At 70.7% G+C, this 23,241-nt stretch carries 18 protein-coding genes and 1 pseudogene; 15 read left to right on the forward strand and 4 right to left on the reverse strand.

Annotated elements, in window-relative coordinates; translation table 11 throughout:
* Window positions 1–274 precede the first annotated feature (274 nt).
* Together AQJ46_RS20920 and AQJ46_RS20925 are read left to right on the forward strand one after the other, a co-directional pair.
* Window positions 275–940, forward strand: a complete 666-nt coding sequence (locus AQJ46_RS20920; RefSeq protein ID WP_059207054.1) for a DUF6230 family protein — start codon at window positions 275–277, stop codon at window positions 938–940.
* Window positions 940–1,485, forward strand: a complete 546-nt coding sequence (locus tag AQJ46_RS20925) for a DUF6114 domain-containing protein (protein WP_318656721.1) — start codon at window positions 940–942, stop codon at window positions 1,483–1,485. The genes AQJ46_RS20920 and AQJ46_RS20925 overlap by 1 nt, the downstream gene beginning before the upstream one ends.
* Before the next feature lie 95 nt (window positions 1,486–1,580).
* Here the strand turns inward: AQJ46_RS20925 and AQJ46_RS20930 are convergent, their stop codons facing one another.
* Window positions 1,581–2,312 (reverse strand): Type 1 glutamine amidotransferase-like domain-containing protein, encoded by a 732-nt coding sequence (locus tag AQJ46_RS20930; RefSeq protein ID WP_059207056.1) that lies wholly within the window; start codon window positions 2,310–2,312, stop codon window positions 1,581–1,583.
* Window positions 2,313–2,727: 415 nt separating this feature from the next.
* On the opposite strand from AQJ46_RS20930, the gene AQJ46_RS20935 reads away from it, so the two are divergent.
* The 6 genes and pseudogenes from AQJ46_RS20935 to AQJ46_RS20960 all read left to right on the forward strand — a co-directional run bounded on the left by AQJ46_RS20935 (window position 2,728) and on the right by AQJ46_RS20960 (window position 9,499).
* Window positions 2,728–3,525 (forward strand): SAM-dependent methyltransferase, encoded by a 798-nt coding sequence (locus AQJ46_RS20935; RefSeq protein ID WP_059207057.1) that lies wholly within the window; start codon window positions 2,728–2,730, stop codon window positions 3,523–3,525.
* Window positions 3,526–3,778: 253 nt separating this feature from the next.
* Window positions 3,779–4,789, forward strand: coding sequence for a substrate-binding domain-containing protein (locus tag AQJ46_RS20940; RefSeq protein WP_059207058.1), 1,011 nt, complete (start codon window positions 3,779–3,781; stop codon window positions 4,787–4,789).
* A 69-nt stretch (window positions 4,790–4,858) separates the two neighbouring features.
* Window positions 4,859–6,844: pseudogene (locus tag AQJ46_RS59060) on the forward strand (nitrate- and nitrite sensing domain-containing protein); the annotation flags it as partial.
* A 1,291-nt stretch (window positions 6,845–8,135) separates the two neighbouring features.
* The gene (locus AQJ46_RS20950; protein WP_030313681.1) at window positions 8,136–8,558 is read left to right on the forward strand and encodes a roadblock/LC7 domain-containing protein; all 423 of its coding nucleotides are present in this window, start codon (window positions 8,136–8,138) and stop codon (window positions 8,556–8,558) included.
* 1 nt (window position 8,559) lies between these two features.
* Window positions 8,560–8,919 carry a DUF742 domain-containing protein gene (locus AQJ46_RS20955; protein WP_057611102.1) on the forward strand — a complete coding sequence of 120 codons (360 nt, stop codon included), beginning with the start codon at window positions 8,560–8,562 and terminating at the stop codon, window positions 8,917–8,919.
* On the forward strand, window positions 8,906–9,499 hold the full coding sequence (locus tag AQJ46_RS20960) for a GTP-binding protein (protein ID WP_059207059.1): 594 nt from the start codon (window positions 8,906–8,908) through the stop codon (window positions 9,497–9,499). Before AQJ46_RS20955 ends, AQJ46_RS20960 begins: the two co-directional genes overlap by 14 nt.
* A 7-nt stretch (window positions 9,500–9,506) precedes the next feature.
* Here AQJ46_RS20960 and AQJ46_RS20965 read toward each other — a convergent pair whose 3' ends face one another.
* A complete protein-coding gene (locus AQJ46_RS20965; RefSeq protein ID WP_059207060.1) occupies window positions 9,507–11,015 on the reverse strand; it encodes a M81 family metallopeptidase in 1,509 nt (502 codons plus the stop codon).
* An 89-nt stretch (window positions 11,016–11,104) separates the two neighbouring features.
* A complete protein-coding gene (locus AQJ46_RS20970) occupies window positions 11,105–12,298 on the reverse strand; it encodes an ROK family transcriptional regulator (RefSeq protein WP_059207061.1) in 1,194 nt (397 codons plus the stop codon).
* Between the two features lie 180 nt (window positions 12,299–12,478).
* Here AQJ46_RS20970 and AQJ46_RS20975 point away from each other — a divergent pair, with 180 nt between their 5' ends.
* The 5 genes from AQJ46_RS20975 to AQJ46_RS20995 are packed head-to-tail and all read left to right on the forward strand — an operon-like array spanning window position 12,479 to window position 18,594.
* Window positions 12,479–14,224, forward strand: coding sequence for a peptide ABC transporter substrate-binding protein (locus AQJ46_RS20975; protein ID WP_059207062.1), 1,746 nt, complete (start codon window positions 12,479–12,481; stop codon window positions 14,222–14,224).
* Window positions 14,224–15,183 carry an ABC transporter permease gene (locus AQJ46_RS20980; RefSeq protein WP_059207063.1) on the forward strand — a complete coding sequence of 320 codons (960 nt, stop codon included), beginning with the start codon at window positions 14,224–14,226 and terminating at the stop codon, window positions 15,181–15,183. The genes AQJ46_RS20975 and AQJ46_RS20980 overlap by 1 nt, the downstream gene beginning before the upstream one ends.
* 26 nt (window positions 15,184–15,209) lie before the next feature.
* Complete coding sequence (locus tag AQJ46_RS20985; protein WP_059207064.1) at window positions 15,210–16,082, forward strand: ABC transporter permease; 873 nt, start codon at window positions 15,210–15,212, stop codon at window positions 16,080–16,082.
* Complete coding sequence (locus tag AQJ46_RS20990; RefSeq protein ID WP_059207065.1) at window positions 16,079–17,698, forward strand: dipeptide ABC transporter ATP-binding protein; 1,620 nt, start codon at window positions 16,079–16,081, stop codon at window positions 17,696–17,698. Before AQJ46_RS20985 ends, AQJ46_RS20990 begins: the two co-directional genes overlap by 4 nt.
* Complete coding sequence (locus AQJ46_RS20995) at window positions 17,695–18,594, forward strand: ROK family protein (protein ID WP_059207066.1); 900 nt, start codon at window positions 17,695–17,697, stop codon at window positions 18,592–18,594. The genes AQJ46_RS20990 and AQJ46_RS20995 overlap by 4 nt, the downstream gene beginning before the upstream one ends.
* A gap of 174 nt (window positions 18,595–18,768) precedes the next feature.
* Here the strand turns inward: AQJ46_RS20995 and AQJ46_RS21000 are convergent, their stop codons facing one another.
* Complete coding sequence (locus tag AQJ46_RS21000) at window positions 18,769–19,734, reverse strand: ABC transporter substrate-binding protein (protein ID WP_057611111.1); 966 nt, start codon at window positions 19,732–19,734, stop codon at window positions 18,769–18,771.
* 369 nt (window positions 19,735–20,103) lie between these two features.
* On the opposite strand from AQJ46_RS21000, the gene AQJ46_RS21005 reads away from it, so the two are divergent.
* Window positions 20,104–22,764: an ATP-binding protein gene (locus AQJ46_RS21005; RefSeq protein ID WP_059207067.1), complete on the forward strand. Its 2,661-nt coding sequence runs from the start codon at window positions 20,104–20,106 to the stop codon at window positions 22,762–22,764.
* Window positions 22,761–23,237 (forward strand): roadblock/LC7 domain-containing protein, encoded by a 477-nt coding sequence (locus AQJ46_RS21010; protein ID WP_057611113.1) that lies wholly within the window; start codon window positions 22,761–22,763, stop codon window positions 23,235–23,237. The genes AQJ46_RS21005 and AQJ46_RS21010 overlap by 4 nt, the downstream gene beginning before the upstream one ends.
* Window positions 23,238–23,241: the final 4 nt, after the last annotated feature.

Raw genomic sequence — 23,241 nt, forward strand, 5'->3', positions numbered from 1 at the left:
CATCGTCGGATGATATTTCCCTGCCGGTGGGAACGTTGTGGATCACGACTGCCACATAATCAACACCCTTTACTCACAAGTTGCTTGACCCATGACCGTAACCGCCGGTAACTTCCGTGTCGCTACTGCGGAGTACGTGAAAGCCCTTGCAGCCGCCGGGGGTTGGGAGGAGACGTGCGCCGCAGCCGCCGTCCGCGCCAGGACAACACGCCACTGAAGCCGCACATCCGCACGTGAGCCCCACTTGCGTTGACTATGCCCCTGGGAGCAGCACATGGCCTCGTCCGTCGGCACCACCTCCGAGACCCCCGAAAGCGGTTCCACCCCCGAAGCCTCCGACAGCCCCGCCAGACGCGGACGGGTCCGGGGACGCCGGGCCGCGATCATGGCCGTGCCGGCCGTCGCGATCACCGCGGGTCTCGCGATCATGACCGCCGAGGGTGCTCTGGGCGCCCAGTTCGCCATCTCCGGGATGGCCTTCACGGTCACCGCGGAAAGCCTCGACGGCACCGGGTTCGAGCAGTTCGGCGGCCTTGACAACATGGCGGACAACAGCCCGAACGCCGGCGACACCGGTGGTCAGGTGCTGGTCGTGACCTCCGCCATCAAGAGCGCGACCCTTTCCAAGCTGTGCCAGAGCGTCGACCTGGGCGGCACCAACCTGAAGATCGAGGCAGGCTCCGGGGAGAAGAAAGTCGAGGCCACCGACCTGACCACGGACTCGACCGAGATGTCCGGTAACGCCGCCTTCCGCAACATCGAGATCGGCAACGACGCCAGCACCCTCACCAAGGCGGGGGTGAAGGGCCCCCTCGGCGTCTTCAGCCAGCAGTCCGACACCGTGCACATCGACAACCTGCGGCAGACCAACTACGCCACCACGGCAGGCGTGTTCAAGCTGCCCGGCCTCAAGCTCAGCTTCAGCAGCAAGGCCTGCTGATGGAGGGTCAGGAGCCGGTGGGCGGGCCCGAGCCCTCGGGCGGACAGCAGCCCGTGGCCGAGCAGGACGCGTTCACCCGCTGGGTGTACGGACGCCCCTTCTTCGGCGGCCTCTGGCTCACCCTGGGCGGGGCCTGGATCCTGCTCACCATGAAGGCCTCGGTGAAGGTCGTCCTGCACATCGGGATGCAGGGCCTGGCGGGCTACCTCCTGCCGACCCTGATGGTGCTGCTGGGGCTGCTGATCCTCTTCAGCCCCGAACAGCGCCTGTTCTACTCGATCACCGGCGTCCTGATCTCCATGGGCACCTGGGTCACCTCGAACCTGGGCGGCTTCATGGTCGGCCTCCTGCTGGGGGTCGCGGGGAGCGTGCTGACCTTCGGCTGGCTGCCCGACCAGGACCGCCGGGTGAGCCGCCGCGAGCGGCGCGAGCAGGGCCGGGAGGCGGAGTGGCCCGGTACGGAGAGCCACCCGGGGCAGCCCGGTCCCGCGACCGACACGGCGCATGCCGGGATGGTCGCCGGTACACCGCAGGCCAGCCAGTAGCCGGGCCGCACCGACCCACCCGCCCGTGGGATCACGCACCTCCACAGGACCGCGCACCCGCCCTCCCGGGGCCCGGACCGCGCAGGCACCGTCCGTCAGACGCCGGGCAGCCTGCGCGGTTCGACGCGTTCCTCGACCGCCGTCCCGCCGTCGCGCCTGACGACGTAGGCGCCCTTTCCGGGCACCTCGGTGACGGCCTCGACGAGTTCGGTGCCGCGGTAGACCAGACCCACGCCGTCGTCCGTGCAGTGGGTGGCCGGCAGGGTGCCGTCCGCGACGAGCCGGTGGATCAGGGGACGACGGCCCGGGTCACTGTCGTAGTGCACGCCGTTTCCGTACGGCAGGAAGCCCAACGCGTCGGTGAGCGGGCGCAGTTCCGGGCCGTACGAATCCGTGGTGCCGCCCTCGAACCAGCACAGGGAGCCCGCGCTGACCCCGCTGAGCACCACACCGGCCTCCCAGGCCCGGCGCATCACGCGGTCGAGGCCGTGCACTCGCCAGACGGCGAGCAGGTTCGCCACCGAGCCGCCCATGACCCACACCACGTCCTGCTCCAGGACGGTGCCCTCGACGTCGTCCAGGTTGGGCATGGGGAAGAGCTGGAGCGGGGTGAGGTCGAAGCCGGCCACCCGGGCCGCCTCGTGCATCCGTGCCGTGAAGTGTTCGGCGTCCCCGATGGCCGTGCCGACGTACATCACGCGCGGCCTGCGACCGTGCGCGCCCGACAGATCCACGGCGTGGTGCACCAGCGCGTGGAACGACACCATGGTGCGACCACCGGTGCGGTGTCCTCCGGAGGTGGCGAGGATGGTCGGTTCTGAGCCCATTCACATGATCATAGCCAGCGGCCGTGCGAGGACGGGGGCGAGGTTGGGGGCATGCTCGATGGCCGGTCCTCGACGTCGAGGTCGACGCGGTGCTGTTCGGGGTGACGACTCGGGCGCTGCCGTGTCCGGCACGATGAACTGGCGTTCGTCGCGGCCACGAGGGGGCCCACGAATCTCGTCTCCGGCACTGAGGGCACGCGCGTCTGCCGGCGACCGTACCCACCCAGGGGCGCGGGGAACTGCGCGACCGGCCCCCACCGAGCCGCAGCCGACGATCCTTCCGCTCCCCCCTCACCCCACGGTGGCCGGCAGGCGCGGCGACCTGGACGACGGTCGCGTCCGGTGGCGGGTGGACACCCCGCCCTCCCTCAACCACCCTGGGTTGGACGACGGTTGACGGTGGGACGGTAGGGGCATGGAGCGAGACGTCGACACCGGAAGCGCGCACTCCGCGCGGATCTACGACTACATCATCGGCGGTGCGGACCACTACCCGGCGGACCGCGAGGCGGGCGACGCCATGGTCCGGGAGTGGCCCGCGCTGCCGGTCCACATGCGGGCCAACCGCGACTTCATGAACCGCGCGGTGCGCCACCTCGCCGAGCAGGCGGGGATACGGCAGTTCCTCGACATCGGCACCGGCATCCCCACCTCCCCCAACATCCACGAGATCGCCCAGTCGGTGTCCCCCGACGCCCGGGTGGTGTACGTCGACAACGACCCGCTCGTGCTGCGCCTGTCCCGGGGCCTGCTCAACGGCACGCCCGAGGGCCGGACCTCGTACATCGAGGCCGACATGCGGGATCCGGCGAGCATTCTCGAGGCGCCGGGGCTGCGGGGGACGCTCGATCTCACGCGACCGGTGGCGCTTCTGGTGATCGCGATCGTGCACTTCATGACGGACGAGGACGACGCCGTCGGCATCGTGCGCCGGCTCCTCGACCCGCTGCCGTCCGGGAGCCACCTCGCGATGTCCATCGGTACCGCGGAGTTCGCCCCGGACGAGGTCGGCCGGGTGGCCCGGGAGTACGCCGCGCGGGGCATGCCGATGCGACTGCGCACCCTCGCCGAGGCCGCGGAGTTCTTCACGGGACTGGAGGTCGTGGAGCCGGGCATCGTCCAGGTGCACAAGTGGCACCCGGACGGCTCGGGCACCGAGGTGATCCGGGACGCGGACATCGCGATGTACGGGGTGGTGGGGCGCAAACCGTGACGCGGGTGATGAGGCGGGGGACGACGAGGGGCCATGAACGCCATCCCGCTACCGCCACCTCCTTCTGCCCGCAGACGTGAAGATCATTACGATGCGGAACCGAGAAGTCATTACCAGGGGCTGATCACTTGACTACCGGCGGTCACACGCGGTTGGCTCACTGGCCAGTGAAGGTAAAACCGGCCGACGCACCCGCGTTCCGGCCCCCCTTTCGCGTTCCGCCTGCTCGGCCGCACAGCGAGGTGCCGCACCCATGAACACTCCTCCCCCACCTCGGACTCCCGCGAGATCCCTGCGCGTGGCCGCCCTCACCTCCGTAGCCCTCCTGCTGCTCGCCGGCTGCTCCGGCGGCGACTCCTCCCTCGGATCGAGCCAGGGCGCGGCGAAGGGGGCGGACACCGCAGGGCTGAAGGTCGCCCTGATCACCCACGGCGGCGAGGGTGACGCCTTCTGGGAGCTCGTGCAGAAGGGCGCCGAGGCCGCTGCCGCGAAGGACGGTGTCGATCTGACGTACGCGAACGACTCCGACCCGGCCGGCCAGGCCCAGCTGGTGCGCGACGCGATCAGCGAGCGGGTCGACGGCATCGCGGTCACCCTGGCCAAGCCGGCCGCGATGAAGGCACCGGTGGCCGCGGCGCGGGCGGCTGGCATCCCGGTGGTGGGCCTCAACTCCGGTATCGGCGCCTGGAAGTCGCAGGGGCTGCTGGAGTACTTCGGCCAGGACGAGAGCGTGGCCGGCGCCGCCGTCGGGGACAAGCTGAACGGCCTGAAGGTCAAGCACGCGCTGTGCGTCATCCACGAGCGGGGCAATGTCGCTCTGGAGGCGCGTTGCGCCGGTGTGAAGAAGTCGTTCCGCGGCGAGACCGAGAACCTGTACGTGGAGGGCACCGACCCCGAGGCCGTGGACACCGTGCTCACGGCCCGGCTGCGGCAGGACCCCGGCATCGACGAAGTCGTCACCCTCGGCGCGCAGTTCGCTCTGGACGCCGTGGAATCGGTGAAGGCGGCCGGCAGCAAGGCCCAGGTCGCCACCTTCGACCTCAACAACGACCTGGTCACATCGATCCGCACCGGGAACGTACAGTTCGCGGTGGACCAGCAGCCGTATCTGCAGGGCTACCTCGCGGTGGACTCCCTGTGGCTGTACCGGACCAACGGCAACGTCAGCGGGGGCGGGGTGGCTCCCGTCCTCACCGGGCCCGCGTTCGTCACCCGGACGAACGTCGCCGCGGTCGCGAGGTTCGCCGCGGCCGGCACAAGGTGACCTCCCCTCGGAGCGCGGCCTCGCCTCCGAACACCCCACTCCGCTCTCCCTGACCGCCCAAGGACGACCATGCCCGACCGGACAGGTGCCCGGCGCCGCCTCGGCTCCATACGTCTCTCCCTCATCATGCTGGCGCTGGTGCCCAGCGTCACCCTCGCCGCCATGTGGGGTGTGACGACCACGCAGTTGTTCTCGGAGGGTCTACGGCTGCGCTCGCAGACCGAGCTCAGCCGGTCGACCGGCGCGATGGGCACCGAGGCCACACTCGCGCTGCAGGGGGAACGCGCGGTGTCCGCCGCCTGGCTTGCCAAGGTGCCCGGCTCCCGGGCCGCCCTGGACGAGAAGCGCGCGGCCACGGACGCGGCGGTCGCCAAGCTGGTCCGGCAGTCCGACGAGATCCAGCAGGCGCCCGCGCGTATCGCCGACCAGCTGTACTCGGTGCTCGGCTCGGTGGGCAGCCTGGAGTACTACCGCGACCAGGTGGACCACCCCACCGACATCACCGCCCAGCAGGCCCTCGACCAGTACACGTCGATCATCGACGACCAGATACACGCCTTCCAGCAGCTCTCGCAGGTCGACGACGGCGACCTCACCTCGCAGGCCGGGCCGCTCGTCGCCATCGAACACGCGGCGGAACTGACCTCGCAGGAGGATGTGGCGCTCACCCTGGCCTGGTCGTCCGGGCATCTCGACGAGAAGGCCTGGGAGCAGTTCGTCCAGCTGGTGAACACGCGCCGGTGGCTCGTCGAGGACCAGATCGTGCCCGCGCTGAGCGGCACCGCGAAGACGCAGACCGAGCGGATCCTGGCGAGCCCGGACTGGCGGGCCCTGACGGCCGTCGAGGACCGGGTGCTCGCCGCGCGTCCGACCGCCGGGACGGGACAGGTGGCCCTGCCTGACCTGCACAAGCGGTGGACGCCTGCGATGGACAAGGTGTCCGTCCGCTACACCGCGCTGATCCGGCAGCAGACGTCGGGGCTGCTCTCCCGCAGCGCGGACAAGGCGCACGAGCAGCTGCTGACGGCGGCCTGGCTCAGTGCCGGCGGGCTCATCGCGCTGCTGCTGTGCCTCTTCATGTCCTGGCGGATCACCCGTTCGCTGTCCCGGCGACTGCGCGGCCTGCGGGAGGCCACGCTGAGTCTGGCCCAGGAGCGGCTGCCGGACGTGGTCGCACGGCTGGACCGGGGCGAGAAGGTCGATGTGGACCGGGCGGCACCGGAGTTGGACTACGGCTCGGACGAACTGGGGCAGGTGGCACAGGCCTTCAACGCGGCGCAGCGCACGGCTGTGGTGACCGCCGTCGAACTCGCCGACACCCGGCGGGGTTTCCAGAAGGTGATCCTCGGGATCGCGCGACAGAGCCAGAACCTGGTCAACCTCCAGCTCAGCCGGCTGGACACGCTGGAGCGCGAGCACCAGGACCCGGACGTGCTGTCGGGGCTGTACGAACTGGACTCGACGGCCAGCCAGTTGCGGCGGTACGAGGAGAACCTGGTCATCATCAGCGGCGGGCAGCCGCGGCGCAGCTGGACCGAGCCGGTCGCGCTGATCGACATCCTGCGCAGTGCGGTGGGTGAGGTCGCCCAGTACCAGCGGGTGGAGGTGCACACGGAGGAGGAGGTCTGCCTGGCCCCGCCCGCGGTCGCGGACGTGATCCACCTCCTGGCCGAGCTCATCGAGAACGCCACGCTGTACTCCCCCGCGCCGAGTCCCGTCTCGGTACGCGCGGGGCTGGTCGCCAAGGGGCTTGCCGTCGAGGTCGAGGACCGGGGCCTTGGCATGTCGGAGGACGAATACGCCTCCTTCAACGCCCACTTGGCCGAAGCCCCCAAGTTCGACGTCGTCGCCCTCGCCGACGACCTCCGCCTGGGCATGTTCGTCATCGCCCGCCTCGCCAACCGCCACGGCGTCCAGGTGACGCTGCGGTCCTCGCCGTACGGCGGAACGACGGCGATCGTGCTGATCCCGCACGAGATCGTCGTACGGGAGGAGAAGGAGCCGGAGGACCTGGTCGGGGCGGTCGCCCCAGCGGCTTCGGGGGGCTCGGCTGGGCCGGGCCGCGTGGAGAGTACGTCCGACGGAGACGGCTCCGCAGACTCCACGCGCGCAAGGCCCTTGTCACGTACGGGGCTTGGGGCGGCTGCAAGGATGCCGACGAGCACGGCACGCGCGACGGGGTCCGCGGAGGCGGGAGACCGGGCTGATGCGTCGGGGTCGGCGGACGCGGGAGGACCGACCGGCGCCGCGGGCACGGGAAGCGCGGCCCGCACGACCGGGTCGGCGGACGCGCGAGACCCGGCCCGAACACCGGGATCCACGGACACGGAAGACCCGACCGGCACACCAGCCACCGCCGGCCCGGCAAACCCAACCGCCATGCCGGACGCCGCGGACACGGGAAGCGCGGCCCGCACGACCGGGTCGGCGGACGCGCGAGACCCGGCCCGAACACCGGGATCCACGGACACGGAAGACCCGACCGGCACACCAGCCACCGCCGGCCCGGCAAACCCAACCGCCATGCCGGACGCCGCGGACGCAGGAGGATCGGCGGCCTCGGCTGCCCAAGACGCGGCAGCCCCCGCGAACACACCAGGTCCCAGGAACGCGTCGCGCCCGGTGGGCGCCGCCCGGACGGACGGGCTCGCGCCTCTCCCCCGGCGGGTGCCGCAGACCAGTCTGGCTGTCGAGCTGAGGGAGGACGCCCCGGCCGTCGCCGAGCAGGAGGACGCCGACGAGTTCACCGCGGACCACGCGGCCTCCTCGCTCGCCGGATTCCAGCTGGGCACGCTCCGCGCCCGGGACGAGGACGACCTCCTCGACGTCCCGGAGAACGCGACCACGGCAACCAGCACCCGGACCGACCCGCTCGACACCCTCGAGGACGGATTGCCCGACACCCCCGAAGAATCGGCTCCCGCCGACCGGAACGCTCTCCCCAGCGCTCCGGGCAACCCGGACCCCGCGAAGGACACTCCCGCCGTCGAACCCCTGCGTGGGAGCCCCGAAGAAACGGCCCCCGCCGACCACCACCCGCCCGGCACCCCCAAGACCCGGCACGCCGCCCAGCACTCCCCCGACGACGAGCCCCCGCACGACAGCCCCGAAGAAACGGCCTCCACCCAGCACCCGCCCGGCACCCCCAAGCCCCCGAACACCACGCAGCACACCCCCGAAGACGACCCGCCCGGCACCCCCGAAGAAACGGCCCCCGCCGACCAGGAACAGCCGCCCGGTGCCGCCGGCCGGCCGGCCCCCGCCGAGGCCGCACCCCCCGGTACCCCGCACGACGCGGCCGTCGCCGCTCGTGGTCTCCGTATCGATCGCTCATGAAGGACACGCCATGACACGCCCCACCCCCGCCACGCACACCCAGCTGGACCAGTTGCTCACCGGACTCGTGGAGCGGGTCGCCGACGTGACGCAGGCTGTCGTGCTCTCGGAGGACGGGCTGGTCGTCAGCAAGTCCACCGGGTTCCTGCGCGACGACGCCGAGCGGCTGGCGGCGACCGCGTCCGGTCTGATGAGCCTGAGCAAGGGCGTCAGCATGGACTTCCGGGGCGGCCCGGTGCGCCAGGCACTCATCGAGATGGCCAACAGCTTCCTGATCCTCACCTCCGCGGGACCCGGCGCCCATCTCGTCGTGCTCACCGGGCCGAACGCCGACGTCGGCGTCGTGGCGTACCAGATGAACATGCTGGTGAAGAAGATCGGCGAGCACCTCAGCGCGGCACCACGGGCCGGCATCGGCCCCACCGGCGGGTGAGGTGACCGACAGCGACGCGTCGGGCAGGCTGGTGCGACCGTTCGCCCTGACCGGCGGAAGGACGCGGCCCAGCCGTGCCGATTTCACCCTCATCACGACGGTGACCGCGGTGGACCCGCCACCGGAACTCGCCCCGCGCCCGCAGGCCGAGCAGTCCCGCATCCTGCGCCGGTGCGCCCGCCCCGTCGCCGTGGCGGAGCTGGCCGCGCTGCTGGACCTCCCGGTCAGCGTGGTCGTGATCATGCTCTGCGATCTGCTGGAGGCGGGTCTCATCACCGCGCACCCGCCGCGCCCCGTCTCGCCCCGCACCCCGGACCTGGACCTGTTGCAGAAAGTGAGGGAAGGCCTTGGCCGGCTCTGACCCGCTCGCCACCGAGACAGCCGGTACTCCCGCCGCACCCGACACCGTCAAGATCCTCATCGCCGGGGGCTTCGGGGTCGGCAAGACCACCATGGTCGGATCGGTCAGCGAGATCGCCCCGCTGCGCACGGAAGAACCCCTCACCGTCGCGGGCCTGGGCGTCGACGACCTCGCCGGGATCGAGCAGAAGCGGGCCACCACCGTGGCCATGGACTTCGGCCGGATCACCATCAGCGACGAACTCGTGCTCTACCTCTTCGGCACCCCGGGCCAGCAGCGATTCTGGTTCATGTGGAACGACCTCGCCGTCGGCGCCCTGGGCGCGGTCGTGCTCATCGACGTACGGCGCCCGGAGTCGAGTTTCGCCGCCGTGGACTTCTTCGAACGCCGGCGCATCCCCTTCGTCGTCGCCGTGAACGGCTTCGAGGGCCACCACCCGTACCCGGCCGAGGACATCAGGGAGTCCCTCGCCCTCCCGGAGGGCATCCCGGTGGTGTTGTGCGACGCACGGCGGCGGGAGTCGTCCCGGGACGTGCTGATCGCCCTCCTGGACCTGCTGATCGCCGCGGCGGTCGAGTAGCGGCAGCTCACTCGTCCGGTCCGGTCAACTCCGCGTCCGAGGGCGGGATCAGCCGAGCCGTGAGGTCCGGGTCGGGCATCTCGCGGTCGAAGGGGAACATCGGCCGGCGGATGCGCCGGTGGCCGAGGCGCGGCAGGTCCTGGTCGACGCCGCCGGGGGTGAGGGCCATCTTCCAGTCGGCGGCCATCGCGAACAGTTCGGGCTCCAGATACCCGATCTTGACGAGGACGAGGTCCGCCGCGCGCGGCGCCAACTCCAGGTCGGTGAAGTCGTGTTCGCAGTGGTACGGCTTTCTCAGGCGCGTCAGGATCACGTACACGCTTCCCACCCGCAGCACCGCCTCGGTCACCGCGTGCTGGTCACCCTGCCGGATCGCGTGGACCACACCGGTCAGCGTGAGCGGGCCCGCGTGACGGTCGTCGACCTCGGCACCCGCGGTCACGGTGACCGTGGCACCGACGCTGGCCTCAACGGCCGTGTCGACCGCGGCCGGACCCGGGAGCGAGGCGTAGATGACCACCGGGCCCGAGGGGTCCTCGAACTCCGGGCGGGCCAGGACCTGTTGAAGCCCCCAGGTGACATCACCGGCTCCGCCCGCTGTCGGGTTGTCGCCGGTGTCGCTGATGAAGTACGGCCGCTTCCGCGAGGCCAGCGCCGCGTCCAGGCAGTCCTCGAGCGTGCCGGTCGGGGCGACGAAGTCGAAGTCGTGGCGGGCCTTCCAGAAGCCGCGGGCCAGCCGCTCGGCACCGGTCGTCACCGCGTCCGCGGAAGGACCCGTGACGACGACCGCGGCCCGGTTGCGGGGCTCGTCCGCCCACGCGTAGCCGACCCAGATCGCCGCGTCCGTCACTCCGTCGGTCGCCTCCACCTCCGCCACGGCGGCGTAGACGCTCTTCGCCGGCTCGATCCGGGTGGAGGTCTGCTCTCCGGCCAGGAGCACGGGGACCGGGATCCAGGCCTTGACCGGGCGGGGAGCACCGCTTGTGAGGTGGTGCACGAGGTTGCGGGCGGCCCGCTCCTTCGTCTCCATCGCGTCCTCGTGCGGGGCCATGCGGTAACAGGTGATCAGGTCGGTGCGGTGGGCGAGTTCGCGGGAGACGTTGCCGTGCAGGTCCATGGAGGCGGAGATGATCGTGTCGGGACCGGTGATCTCCCTTATGCGGCACAGGAGTTCGGCTTCGGCGTCGTCCACCCCCTCGACGGTCATCGCGCCGTGGATGTCGTACCAGAGGCCGTCGACGGGGCCCAGTCCTCGGAGACGGTCGAGTAGTTCACGGGTCAGCTCGGCGTAGGCGGCCGCCGTCACCGTACCGCCGGGCAGTGCCTTGCCGACGAGGGTGCCTCGCCAGTCTGCGGCCTCGCGCAACGGCTGCCCCGGGGCCAGGAAGGGGTACTGGGTGAGGATGTCGTCGCCGCGTCGGGGGTGGAAGGCGGGGGCGTCGGTGCGGGCCGGGGAGAACGTCGAGGACTCGATGCCGAGGCCTGCGACGGCGATTACGGGGCGGGACGAAGGCACGGTTGCTCCAGGTGCGTTGCTGTCTGCGGGTGAGTCGTGGCTGGTCGCGCCCACGCGGCCGAGCCGCACATGGACACGGCCCCGCTCCCCTAACCGCCTCCGGTGACCGTCTGCATCGCCTGCGCCAGCGCCCGCTGCAGCGCGAACTGGCCCGCCCCCGCCAACCCGGCATCGGCGCCCAACGACGTCCGCTCGATCACCAGGTGCTGGGTCACCAGCGGATGGCAGCCCTCGTACAGCTGGCTTCGCACCGCCGCGACGAACGGCTCCAGAGTGGAGAGGATGCCGCCCAGGTACACGGCGTCGGGGTTGAAGAAGTTGACGTTGGCGGCGAGGACCTGGCCGAGGTAGCGGCCGGCCTGGCGGACCGCGCGGGTCGCTTCGGGGTCGGCGTCGAGGGCGAGGCGTACGACGTCCTCGGTGCCCGCCACCGGCAGGCCCCGCTCCCGCAGGATCCTGACCAGTGCCGCGCCCGAGGCGACCGTCTCCAGGCAGCCCGTGTTGCCGCAGGAGCACGGGGTGTCCTGGGCGGCCTCGACGCGGACGTGGGTGATCTCCCCCGCCCCTCCGGTCGCGCCCCGGTACAGCCGCCCGTCCACGATGACACCCGCCCCGATCCCGGAGCCCACCTTCACCATGATCGACTGCCGGTGCTCGACGGGCCGGACACTGTGCTCGCCCACGGCCATGCAGTTGGCGTCGTTCTCGACGGCCACCGGGACGGCGAAGCGCTCCTCGAACCAGTCCCGTACGGGGAAGCGGTTCCAGCCGGGCATGCGCGCCGGAAGGGTGACGAGCCCCGGCTCGACGTCGACCGGGCCCGGCAGGCACAGGCCGACGCCCCGCAGCTGCTCCCGGCCGTGCCGGTCGATCAGCGTCTGGAGCGTGTCCGCCAGGCCGGGCAGCGCGGCCTCGGGCCCGTCCGCCGTGGCGAACGGCACGGTCGACACGTCGGTGAGACCGCCCCCGGGGTGCACGACCCCGACATGCGCGTGCTTTCCGCCGAGGTCGGCCGCGACCGCGTATCCGTCGCTGCCGCCGAGCCGCAGCACCTTGCGCGGCCGCCCGCCGGTGGAGGACCGGGTGCCCTCCTCGGCGACCAGGCCGTGTGCCAGCAGCTGGCCGACGGCGAAGGACACGGTCGAGGGCGCGGCGCCGAGCAGTGCGGCGAGTTCCGTACGGGTCGACGCCTGCCCGGAGGCGAGAAGTTCCAGGACGCCCTCCGCGAGCGAGGAGAAGCCGGAGCCGTGCCGTCGATGCGGTGGCGCACTTTTTTCAAGCATGGTCGAAGTTACTCCCGAATTCGACGGCCCAGGCGTCGAGCGTAGGCCCGAAAGGCCTCTCTGTGCTTTTTTCAGAACAGCAGAAACAGGCTTTTTACAGCGGCACGCCTATTTCTTCCAACGGTGGGGGCGTTCACTTGCTCCACCCCGCTTCCACTTCCCTGGTCCCAGGAGCACGCCATGCCCCCTGCCCGCACGAGACTCCTCGCCGGTGCCGCCGCCCTCAGCGCGGGCACCCTGCTGCTCACCGCCTGTTCGGGGTCGAGCGGCACGTCGTCGTCCTCGCACGACACGATCAACTACGCGCTGCCCGCGAACTTCACCCCGAACTGGATCCTGCCGATCGGCACCGCGGCACACCTCAACACCAACAACATCTCCATCGCGAACACGCTGTGGGAGCCGCTCATCGCCTACGACGGCTCGACCGGCAAGATCGGCTGGAACAAGGCCGGTTCGGTCGCCACGGACGCCAAGTTCGCCGCGGACAACAAGAGCGTGACGATCACCCTGGGCGACCGGCACTGGAGCGACGGGAAGCCGATCACCTCGGCGGACGTCAAGTTCTGGTTCGACCTCATCAAGGCGAACAAGAGCGAGTGGGCGGGCTACAACCCCGGCAAGGCGCCGGACAACTGGACGTCCTTCAAGACGGTCGACGCCCGCCACTTCACGATCACCTTCGACAAGGCCTACAACCCGCAGTGGATGCTGGCCAACGAGCTGAACTCCATCAACCCGCTCCCGCAGCACGCCTGGGCCGGCGGCCGGGATGCCAAGCAGGCCTGGACGTACCTCAACGACGCGGCGAAGAACATCTCCGGATACGCCTCGAACCCGCTGTGGAAGACCACCAGCGGCCCGTACTCCGTCAAGTCCTTCTCCACCGCCGGCAAGGTGGTCCTCACCGCCAACAAGAAGTACGACGGCGGCGAGAAGGCGAACATCCCCACGGTGAACCTGCTCCCCTTCACCACCGCCGACGCCGAGAAGAACGCCCTGCGCTCGGGCAGCGTCGACTACGGCTACATCGAGGCGACCGACCTCGACCAGAAGGACAGCTTCACCGCGCAGGGCTTCAAGGTGGAGCCGTGGTCGGGCTGGGCGATCACCTACATGCCGTACAACTTCAACAACCCGGCGATGGGTGCCGTGTTCAAGCAGCTCTACGCCCGTCAGGCCATCCAGCACTCCATCGACCAGGCAAGCCTCGCGAAGGTCGTCCTCAACGGGACGGCGGTACCCGGCTACGGTCCCATCCCGCAGGGACAGGCCTCGGACTTCCTGTCGCCGGTGCAGAAGGACAACCCGTACCCCTTCTCGAACGACACCGCCAAGTCCCTGCTGACCAGCCACGGTTGGACCGAGCAGGGCGGGGTCATGACCTGCTCCGAGCCGGCGAAGTGCGGTGAGGGCGTCGCCAAGGGCACGAAGTTCGAGATGCAGGTGCTCTCGCAGTCCGGCTCCGCGGTCACCGACAACATGATGAGCGCGATCCAGTCCTCGCTCGCGAAGACCGGCATCAAGTTCTCCATCAAGACCGCTCCGGTCAACTCGGTGCTCTCGCAGACCCCGCAGTGCACGTCGGGGCAGTCGATCTGCAAGTGGCAGTTGAGTTTCTTCGGCACGGCGGGCAGCTGGTACTTCAACGCCTTCCCGACCGGTGACTCGCTGTTCCAGACCGGCGGCGGCTCCAACTTCGGCAACTACTCGAACCCGGCCGTCGACAAGCTCGTCTCCGCCACCACGACATCGAGTTCGAACCAGGCCATCCAGGACTACAGCGCGGCCCTCGCGAAGGACCTGCCCGTCATCTGGCTGCCCGAGCCGGACTACCAGATCTCCGTCCTGAAGAACGGGCTCGGCGGCTTCTCCCAGGACTCGCTGGCCAACTTCCACCCGGCGCAGTGGAAGTGGATCGGCTAGTGGACACGGTCCTCTATCTCGTCCGTCGGCTTCTTCAGGCCCTCGCCGTGATCCTGATCGTCACGATCGTGGTCTTCTGCCTGCTGCACGCGCTGCCCGGGGGTCCGGCACGCGGGATCCTCGGACCGCAGGCGACGGCCGGGCAGATCGCCGCGTTCAACCACGAGCAGGGGCTCGACCGGTCCTTGCCGGTGCAGTACGTCCTGTATCTGCGCGAGTTGGTGCAGGGGGATCTCGGGACGTCGTACACGCTGAACGAAGCGGTCTCCCGGCTGATCGAGCAACGGTTGCCGAAGACCCTGGTGTTGACCGTGCTGTCCGCGATGGTCGGGCTGGTGCTGGCTGTGCCGTTGGGTATGTGGCAGGCCGTGCGGCGGAACAAGCCGACCGACTATGTCATCACGACGCTGAGCTTCGTCGCGTATTCCACACCGGTGTATTTCCTGGGGCTGCTGCTGATTCTGCTGTTCACGCAGACACTTCGGTGGTTTCCCTCTCAGGCCCCCCAAGGGGACACGTTGGGGCAGGTGTTGGCCGATCCTGCGGGGCTGGTGCTGCCTGTGGTGACCGGGGCGGCGTCCATGGTTGCCGTGTTCAGCCGCTATATGCGGGGCGCAACGCTGGAAAACCTTTCCGAGGATTACGTGCGGACCGCTCGGGCGGGAGGTGCGGGGCAGTACGCCGTGCTCTTCCGGCACGTTTTCCGTAACTCGCTGACGCCGGTGGTGGCGATGCTCGGGTACTACGTGCCGGTGTTGTTCGGGGGCGCGCTGGTGGTGGAGCAGCTGTTCAACTACCCGGGAATGGGGCTGTTGTTCTGGTCCGCGGCTCAGTCGTCGGACTATCCGGTGCTGCTCGGGTGCGTGCTCGTCATTTCGGTCGCGACCGTCGTGGGGACCCTGCTCGCGGACGTCGTGCAGCGGGTTGTGGATCCTCGGGTGAGGGAGGGGCGGGCGTGAGTGTTCAAAGCGCGGGCCGGTGGGGGTTGATCGCGCCCCGCGGCGGAGCCGCAGATGGACGCAGCCCCGCGCCCCTGAGAGCGCGCTTCGCGCGCAATCGGCTCGCTGTGGCCGGGGTCGCTGTTGTCGTTCTCTTCCTGCTGTTCTGTTTCGTCGGGCCGCTGGTGTACTCCACCGACCAGACGCATACCGATCTCACGCAGGTCAACCTGGCGCCCAATTCGGCCCATTGGCTCGGTACCGACGCCGTCGGGCATGACCAGCTCGGGCGGCTCATGTACGGCGGGCAGGTGTCACTGCTCGTGGGGCTCGCCGCCGGCGTCCTCGCCACCGTGATCGGGACGCTGTGGGGTGCGGTCGCGGGGTATGCGGGCGGCTGGGTGGACGCCGTGATGATGCGGGTCGTCGACGCCGGCATCGCCATCCCCGCGCTGTTCATCCTGCTGGTCGTGTCCGCCATCACCAATCCGGGACCGCTCGGGCTGATCGTCGTGCTCGGGCTGGTGTCCTGGCTGGTGCCGTCCCGGCTCGTGCGGGCCGAGACGCTCACTCTCAAGAACCGGGACTATGTGCTGACTCTGCGGGCGACCGGCGGCACGCACGGGCGGGCCATCCGCCGGCACATCCTGCCGAACGCGGTGTCCACGATCGTCGTCGCGGCCACCTTCCAGATCGCCGACGCGATCCTGCTCATCGCCTATGTGTCGTATCTCGGGCTCGGAGTGCAGCCACCGAAGACCGACTGGGGCGGCATGCTGTCGGCCGGGCTGACGGCCGCGTACTCGGGGCGCTGGTGGCTGATCGTTCCACCGGGCCTCGCGATCATCCTCGTCGTGTGCGCGTTCAACGCGATCGGCGACGGGCTGCGGGACGCCTTCGACGTGAGGGGACGCGCGTGAACATCCTGACCATCGAGGACCTCGGGGTGACCTTCTCCACGGAGACGGGTGACGTGCCCGCCGTCCGGGGCGTGTCGCTGCACGTCCGGCCGGGCGAGACACTGGCCCTCGTCGGCGAGTCCGGGTCCGGGAAGTCGACGGTGGCGCTCGCCGCGATGGGGCTGCTGCCGGGCACCGCGCGCGCCTCGGGGCGGGTCGCGGTCGACGGTACGGAGATCGTCGGGGCCTCGGAGGCCTCGCTGGCCCGGCTGCGGGGGCGGACCGCCTCCATGGTCTTCCAGGAACCGGCCACCGCCCTCGATCCGCTGACCCGGGTCGGCGCCCAGATCGCGGAAGTCGTACGGAACCACCGGGACGTCTCCCGGTCGGAGGCCGCCCGTGAGGCGGTCGAGCTCCTGCGCCGCGTCGGCATTCCGGAGCCGGAGCGGCGGGCCTCGGCGTTCCCGTTCCAGCTGTCGGGCGGACAGCGGCAACGGGTCGTCATCGCCATGGCGATCGCCAACTCGCCCGGTCTGCTGATCGCGGACGAGCCGACCACCGCGCTCGACGTCACCGTGCAGGCCGAGATCCTGGATCTGCTACGGCGGTTGGCGGCCGACTCCGGTACCGGCGTACTGCTGGTCACGCACAACATGGGCGTGGTCGCGGACTTCGCGGACCGGGTCGCCGTGATGCTGCGGGGCGAGGTCGTGGAGACGGGACCCGTGGAGGACGTGCTGTTGCGGCCCGAGCACGCGTACACGCGGGGGCTGCTGGCGGCGGTGCCACGGCTGAGGTTCAGCGGCGAGGACGCACCCCCGGCGGAAGAGCCCCCGGTGGTGCGACTCCGTGACGTGTCCGTGCGGTTCGGGCGGGTCCAGGCCCTGGACGGTGTCTTTCTCGACGTCCGTCCCGGAGAAACCGTCGGGCTCGTGGGTGAGTCCGGGTCGGGCAAGTCGACCGCGGCCAGGGTCGCTCTCGGGCTCGTCGCACCCGCCTCCGGCTCGGTGTCCCTGTTCGGGGCCGACCTGGGCCGGGTCCGGGGCCGGAAGCGGCGCGCGCTCCTGTCCGGTGTGGGGGTGGTGCTCCAGGATCCGGTGGCCTCGCTGGACGCGCGGATGAGCGTGGCGGAGTGCGTGGCGGAGCCCCTGAGGGTGCACCGCAGGGGGATGTCGGGAGCCGAGCGGCGGGACCGGGTCGCGAAGGTGCTCGAACTCGTCCGGCTGCCCCGGGAGTTGGCGGGGCGGGGGCCGCGTGAGCTGTCCGGTGGTCAGCGGCAGCGGGTGAGTCTCGCCCGGGCGCTGGTCCTCGAACCCCGGCTGCTGGTCGCTGACGAGCCGACGAGCGCGCTGGATGTGAGCGTGCAGCGGACCGTACTGGAGGTGATCGCCGAGTTGCAGCGGGAGTTGGGGTTCGCCTGTCTCTTCGTCTCCCACGACCTGGCAGTCGTGCAGGAGTTCGCGCAGCGGGTCGTCGTCATGCGGGACGGGCGGGTCGAGGAGCAGGGGCCGACCATGGCCACGCTGCTGCGCCCGGAGACCGAGTACACGCGGCGGCTCATCGCGGCCGTACCCGTGCCGGACCCGGTGGTGCAGCGGCGGCGGCGCGCCGAGCAGCAGGCCGAGGTCACCGCGTGAAGGCGGTCGCCGGTGTCGACATCGGCGGTACGAGCACACAAGTGGCCTTGTTCGCCGATGACTTGACGGTCGTCGACCGGCTGGAGGTGCCCACGCCCGCGGCCGCCGGCGGGGACTCGATGGTCGGCGCCGCGCTGGACGCCGTACGCCTGCTGCTCGACCGTACGGCCGTACGGCTGCTCGGGGTCGGGGTCGGGGCGGCGGGTGTGGTGGACACGCTGGGCGGGCGGATTCTGGTCGCCAGCGATTCCTTCCGGGACTGGGCCGGGTTCGCGGTGACGGCGGCGTTCGAGGAGGCGCTCGGTGTGCCGGCGTTCCTCGACAACGACGTCAACGCGTTCCTGCGCGGCGAGGCGACAGCCGGGGCGGTGGCGGGCGAGCCCGATGTGCTCGGGATGACTCTCGGTACCGGGGTCGGCGGGGCGCTGTGGCTGGACGGCGCGCTCTACGGCGGCCCGCACGGCGCGGCGGGCGAGATCGGGCACATCCCGGGCTTCGGCGACCTGCCGTGCACGTGCGGCGGGCGCGGCCATCTGGAGACGCTGGCGTCGGGGCGGGCGATCGCGGCGCGGTACGGGGAGCGGACCGGGCGGGAGCTGAGCGCGCGCGAGGTGGCGGAGGCCTCCGACCCGGACGCGCTCGCCGTGTACGAGGACGCGGGCGCCGCCGTCGCGCGCGCGCTCCTCGTCACGGTGGGCCTGCTGGATGTCACCACCGTCGTGATCGGCGGGGGCGTCAGCCGCGCCTGGACGCTCCTCGAACCGTCGATCCTGCGGGCCCTGGCCACCGAACCACCGGTCAGCGGGCATCCGGTACGGGTGGTGCCCTCACTGCTCGGCGAGGACGCGGTGGCCGTGGGCGCCGCGGCCCGGGTCCGGGCGGAACTCGGAGTCTGATCTGCGAGCCGCCTGGAGGTTCCTGCGGTCACGACCGCGGGGCCGCCGGACAGCGGCTGGTTGCTGCGGGCGGTGCGCATCGCTCGGACGCCACCGTCGGGACCGGCGCGGGTCCTCCTGTGGAGGGTGCCTTCCCCGCCAGGGGAGGCCACCCGCGCCGGTTCTCGACCGAGGTCAGCCCAGGCCGTTCGTCTTCAGCCACGCCTTCGCCACGTCCAGCGGGTCCTTGTTGTCCAGCTGGACCTGGGAGTCCATGTCGAGGAGCGCCTTGGTGTCCAGCTTGGCGGAGACCGCGTTGAGCGCGGCGACACCCTCCTGGGTGAGACCGGACTTGTAGACCAGCGGAGTCACGTTCGCGAAGCCGAAGAGGTTCTTCGGGTCCTGGAGGACGACGAACTTCTCCTTGACGATGGTCGGGTCGGTCGTGAAGATGTCCGCGGCCTGCACGGTGTTCTTCTTCAGCGCCGCCTGGGTCAGCGGACCGCCCGCGTCGAGCGCCTTGAAGGACTCGAACTTCAGGCCGTACACGGACTCCAGGCCCAGCAGACCCTGCTGCCGGGTCTGGAACTCAGGCGAACCGCCGATGACCAGCTTGGGAGCGATGTCCTTGAGGTCGGCGAGTGTGGATTCGGTGGTCAGGTTGTACTTCTTCGCGGTCTCCGCGTTGACCGTGACCGAGTCCTTGTCCTCCGCCGGCGCTGAGTCCAGCAGCGTCAGCTTGGAGTCGAGCTTGGCCTTGGCCGCGGCGTCCACGGCCTGCGCCGACTCCTGCTTGGCGTCCTTGTCCAGGTAGGCGAGCAGCGAGCCGTTGTACTCGGGCAGGACGGTGATGGAGCCGTTCTTCAGCAGGCCGTAAGTGGTCTCGCGGCTGCCGATGTTGGGCTTGTAGGTGACCTTGATGCCCTTGGCCTTCAGGGCTTCACCGTAGATGTCGGCGAGCAGGATGCTCTCGGCGAAGTTGTTGGAGCCGACGACGACGGTGTCGCCGTTGCCGGCTCCCCCCGTGTCCTCGCTCAGCGGGTCGGAGGTGTCGTCGGAGGACCCGCATCCCGCCAGCAGGACCGTGGCGGCGGCGAGCGCGACAGCGGCCACGCCGGGGTTCTTCCTGAGGGACCTGCGGTGTGCGGCGGTAAAAGTCACGATTCCCGTTCCGGAACTCAGGGGATGCAAGGGGGTTCAAGGACGTTCAAGAGGGGAAGCCCTCGCACTGATCCAATCCAGCCTGTTCTCGGTCAGTCAAGACCGGCCTGGTCACAATTGGCACCAACCCGTGATCGGTTGTGAAGGAAGCGCGAAACCGGCACGCGGGGTGCAGCGCGGGTTGTAACGGATTCTTGACTCAGGGCGGCGGCAAGCGCTGTCCGAAGAGGCTGTAGTCTCGCCGAAGTTGGCGCCGGTCACACAGGCGTGCAGGAGCCATTCAGGTGTCCCTACGCACCGTCCCGTAGCGATCAGTATCGGTCATGTGCGTTCTCGCGCGTCGGCCGAGACACCCACGAAGGAGGGCTGGTGTCCACGAACGAGGTGGGCGCGTCCACCCGGTCGGCACCGTCGCCGTCCCGGGGCGGCACCCGTGGCAGCGGTAACCGGGGCATGAGGGACTTCGCCGAGCGCTGGCCGTTCCGACGCAAGCTGAACATCCTGGTGGGTGTGCCGCTCGCGGTGGTGGCCGTGCTGCTGACCTATCTCTTCGCCGACCAGGTCGGCCAGTCCCAGGACGCGTCGGACGCGGCCCAACTGGTGCGGGACAGCGCCGAGGTGGCCAAGCTCGTCGGGCAGTTGGAGGCCGAGCACCAGCAGGCCGTCCTGCTGTCCGTGCGCCACCAGGCCACCTGGGACGGCGCCACCCCCTCGCAGGCCGCCTACCGCGAGGCCCAGATCCGCGTGGACAACCAGGCCGAGAAGGTCCACGCGACCTTCGGCGGCCGGCTGCCGGACGAGGAGGCCCAGGCCCTGCGCGAGGTCAACGGCCTGGAGGACCTGCGCAACACCATCGAGAAGTCCTATCTGCCGGCCGACAACATCGACCCGGCCTACAGCGACGCCGCCAAGGGCCTGATCGACGGTCTCGGGCTCGACCGCAACCCGGCCCTCGCCGCCACCTTCACCGGCAACCTGCTCGACTCGCTGCTGCGCGCCGACGCCGCGCACGGTTCCTTCGAGACCGGTGTCTTCTCCGCGACGACCGGTGACTCCAACGCGCTCATCGAGCTGATCGGCGCGATCGGCTCCTACGACGAGTACACCCACCAGGTCGAGCGCTTCGGCCGGTTCGCCACGGCCCAGCAGGCCGAGGAACTCGGCGACATCGAGCACAACACGGCCCAGGCGGCGATCGCCCGGCAGTACGCCGAGCTGCAGATCGACCCGGGCTCGCTCCAGGCGGACACCCCGTCCGAGATCAGGAACGCCTTCCAGACGGCGCTCGACTCCTACCCGGACTACCGCGCCCAGGCCCGGACCCGGCTGACGACCACCACCTCGCTCATCGACCAGATCGCCGACCGCGCCGACGCCGCCTCCCGGGACGCGCGCTCCAACGCCGCCTGGCTGCTCGGGTCGGCTCTCCTCGGCTTCGTGCTCTGGCTCGCCTTCTCGGTCGCCGTACGACGCTCGGTGGTGCGCCCGGTGCAGGCGCTCACCGGTGCCGCCAGGCAGGTCGCCGAGGTGGCGGGCCGTGAGCTCGCCCGCGTGGCCGACGACGACACCGAGGACACCGGGACGCCGCGGCTCCAGGAGATGCCGGTCACCGCGAAGGACGAGATCGGTGATCTCGCCGATGTGTTCAACCAGGTGCAGACCACCTCGGTCGCGCTCCTGGAACGTCAGGTGCTCAGCCGCCGCAACGTCGCCGAGATGTTCGGCAACGTGGGCCGCCGGGTCAGCAACCTGACCACCCGGCAACTGGCCCTGATCGACGCGGTCGAGCGCGGCGAGACCGACCCGGCGCTCCTGGAACGCCTCTACAGCATCGACCACATCGCGGTCCGCCTGCGCCGCAACGCCGACAGCCTGATGCTGCTCGCCGGCATCCGCGAGACCGTCCTCGACTCCGGGCCGCTCGCCCTCACCAACGTCGTCCGCGCCGCGCTCGGCCAGATCGAGGGCTTCCAGCGGGTCTCCCTCCAGGTCGGCACGGAGGTCATGGTCGAGCCCGACATCATCGGCGACCTCACGCTGATGGTGGCCGAACTCGTCGAGAACGCCGTGTCCTTCTCGCCCGCCGGCAGCCCCGTCGAGGTGATCGTCAAAGACAGTCACGAGGGTGCGCTGGTCGTGATCTCCGACCACGGTCTCGGCATGAGCGCCGAGCGCCTGGAGGAGGAGAACGCCCGCCTCATCCGCCGCGAACGCCTCGACCTCGTCCCGACGAAGGTGCTCGGCCTGTTCGTGGTCGGCACGCTGGCGCGCCGCTGGGAGGTGGGCGTCACCCTCACCCGCACCCCCGGCGGCGGCGTCACGGCCGAGGTGACGATCCCGTCGTCCCTGCTGCTGACGATGAGCCCGCTGGCGGTTGCCTCTGCCTCCGGCGGTTCGGCGGGTACGGCGGCGGAGTCCCGTACGGCACCGGCGGCGGGCGCGCGACCTGCCACCACCACCGGAACACTCCCGGGCTCGGGTGCGGTACCGGCAGCGCGGGCGGAGTCCACCGTGGGCGGGGCGGCGGACGCCGGGTCCGGCCAGGGTGCCGTGAGGCCCGCCGAAACCCACGCCCGGAGAGCAGGTACCGGCGCAGCGAACGGGTCCCCCGCTTCCGCCACCGGCGAGCCCGCCCCCCTCCCCCGTCGTATCCCCCACCGCGACAGCCCCTCCGACGCAGCCCCGTTCATCCCGCAGGCCCGCGCCGGCGCGACGGCAACCGCCGAGGTGACCGGGAACGGCGACGGAGGCGACGGCGCCCGCCCCCTGCGTCGCCGCGTCCGTGGCGCCACGCTGCGCACCACCCTCGGTGCCGACGCCGTGTCCCCGGCGGCCCCGCCCCGGCCCGCGGACGCCGAGGCCGTGCGGGACGCGCTCGACGAGTTCGAGGCGGCCGTGGAGCGCGCCCACCGGGACAGCGAGACCGGCAGCCACGCCAGACCGGTGTTCGAGGACGCCGTGGAAACCCACCAGACCGCATCCAACCCCCCGCACGACCAGAACCACTCCCCGGAAGGAGCGGAGCAGTGAGCACGTCCACAGGTGACACGCCTACGGAAGGCACCACGCCCGCCGACCTGCAGGCCGCCGCAGCCGACTTCACCTGGCTGCTGAACCGTTTCGCGACGGAGACGGCGGGCGTCGTCGACGCCATCGCCGTGTCCTCGGACGGGCTGCTCATCGCGGTGTCGGAACTGCGCGAGCACGCGGACTCCGAACGCCTCGCCGCGATCGTCTCCGGCATCACGAGCCTGGCCGCCGGTGCCTCCGGCAACTACGGCCTCGGCGGCCTCAACAAGGTCATCATCGACCTGGAGGGCGGCCACGTCCTCGTCTCCGCGATCGGCAGCGGCGCCGTGCTCGGCGTCGTCACCGACAAGGAGGCCAAGCTCGGCAACATCGCGTACGAGATGACGCTGTTCGCGAACCGTGCCGGCAGCGCGCTCAGCCCCCAGCTGGTGCTCGAACTGAAGAACAGCGTCGGCGCGGCGTCGAAGCGCTGACCGA

It is taken from the genome of Streptomyces canus, from assembly GCF_001514145.1.
In the GTDB taxonomy this organism is placed as follows: domain Bacteria; phylum Actinomycetota; class Actinomycetes; order Streptomycetales; family Streptomycetaceae; genus Streptomyces; species Streptomyces canus.

What these genes read in the sequence shown, in the direction of transcription:
- AQJ46_RS20920 (WP_059207054.1), top strand. Translation starts at nt 275, where the DNA reads ATGGCCTCGTCCGTCGGCACCACCTCCGAGACCCCCGAAAGCGGTTCC.
- AQJ46_RS20925 (WP_318656721.1), top strand. Translation starts at nt 940, where the DNA reads ATGGAGGGTCAGGAGCCGGTGGGCGGGCCCGAGCCCTCGGGCGGACAG.
- AQJ46_RS20930 (WP_059207056.1), bottom strand. Translation starts at nt 2,312, where the DNA reads ATGGGCTCAGAACCGACCATCCTCGCCACCTCCGGAGGACACCGCACC.
- AQJ46_RS20935 (WP_059207057.1), top strand. Translation starts at nt 2,728, where the DNA reads ATGGAGCGAGACGTCGACACCGGAAGCGCGCACTCCGCGCGGATCTAC.
- AQJ46_RS20940 (WP_059207058.1), top strand. Translation starts at nt 3,779, where the DNA reads ATGAACACTCCTCCCCCACCTCGGACTCCCGCGAGATCCCTGCGCGTG.
- AQJ46_RS20950 (WP_030313681.1), top strand. Translation starts at nt 8,136, where the DNA reads ATGACACGCCCCACCCCCGCCACGCACACCCAGCTGGACCAGTTGCTC.
- AQJ46_RS20970 (WP_059207061.1), bottom strand. Translation starts at nt 12,298, where the DNA reads ATGCTTGAAAAAAGTGCGCCACCGCATCGACGGCACGGCTCCGGCTTC.
- AQJ46_RS20975 (WP_059207062.1), top strand. Translation starts at nt 12,479, where the DNA reads ATGCCCCCTGCCCGCACGAGACTCCTCGCCGGTGCCGCCGCCCTCAGC.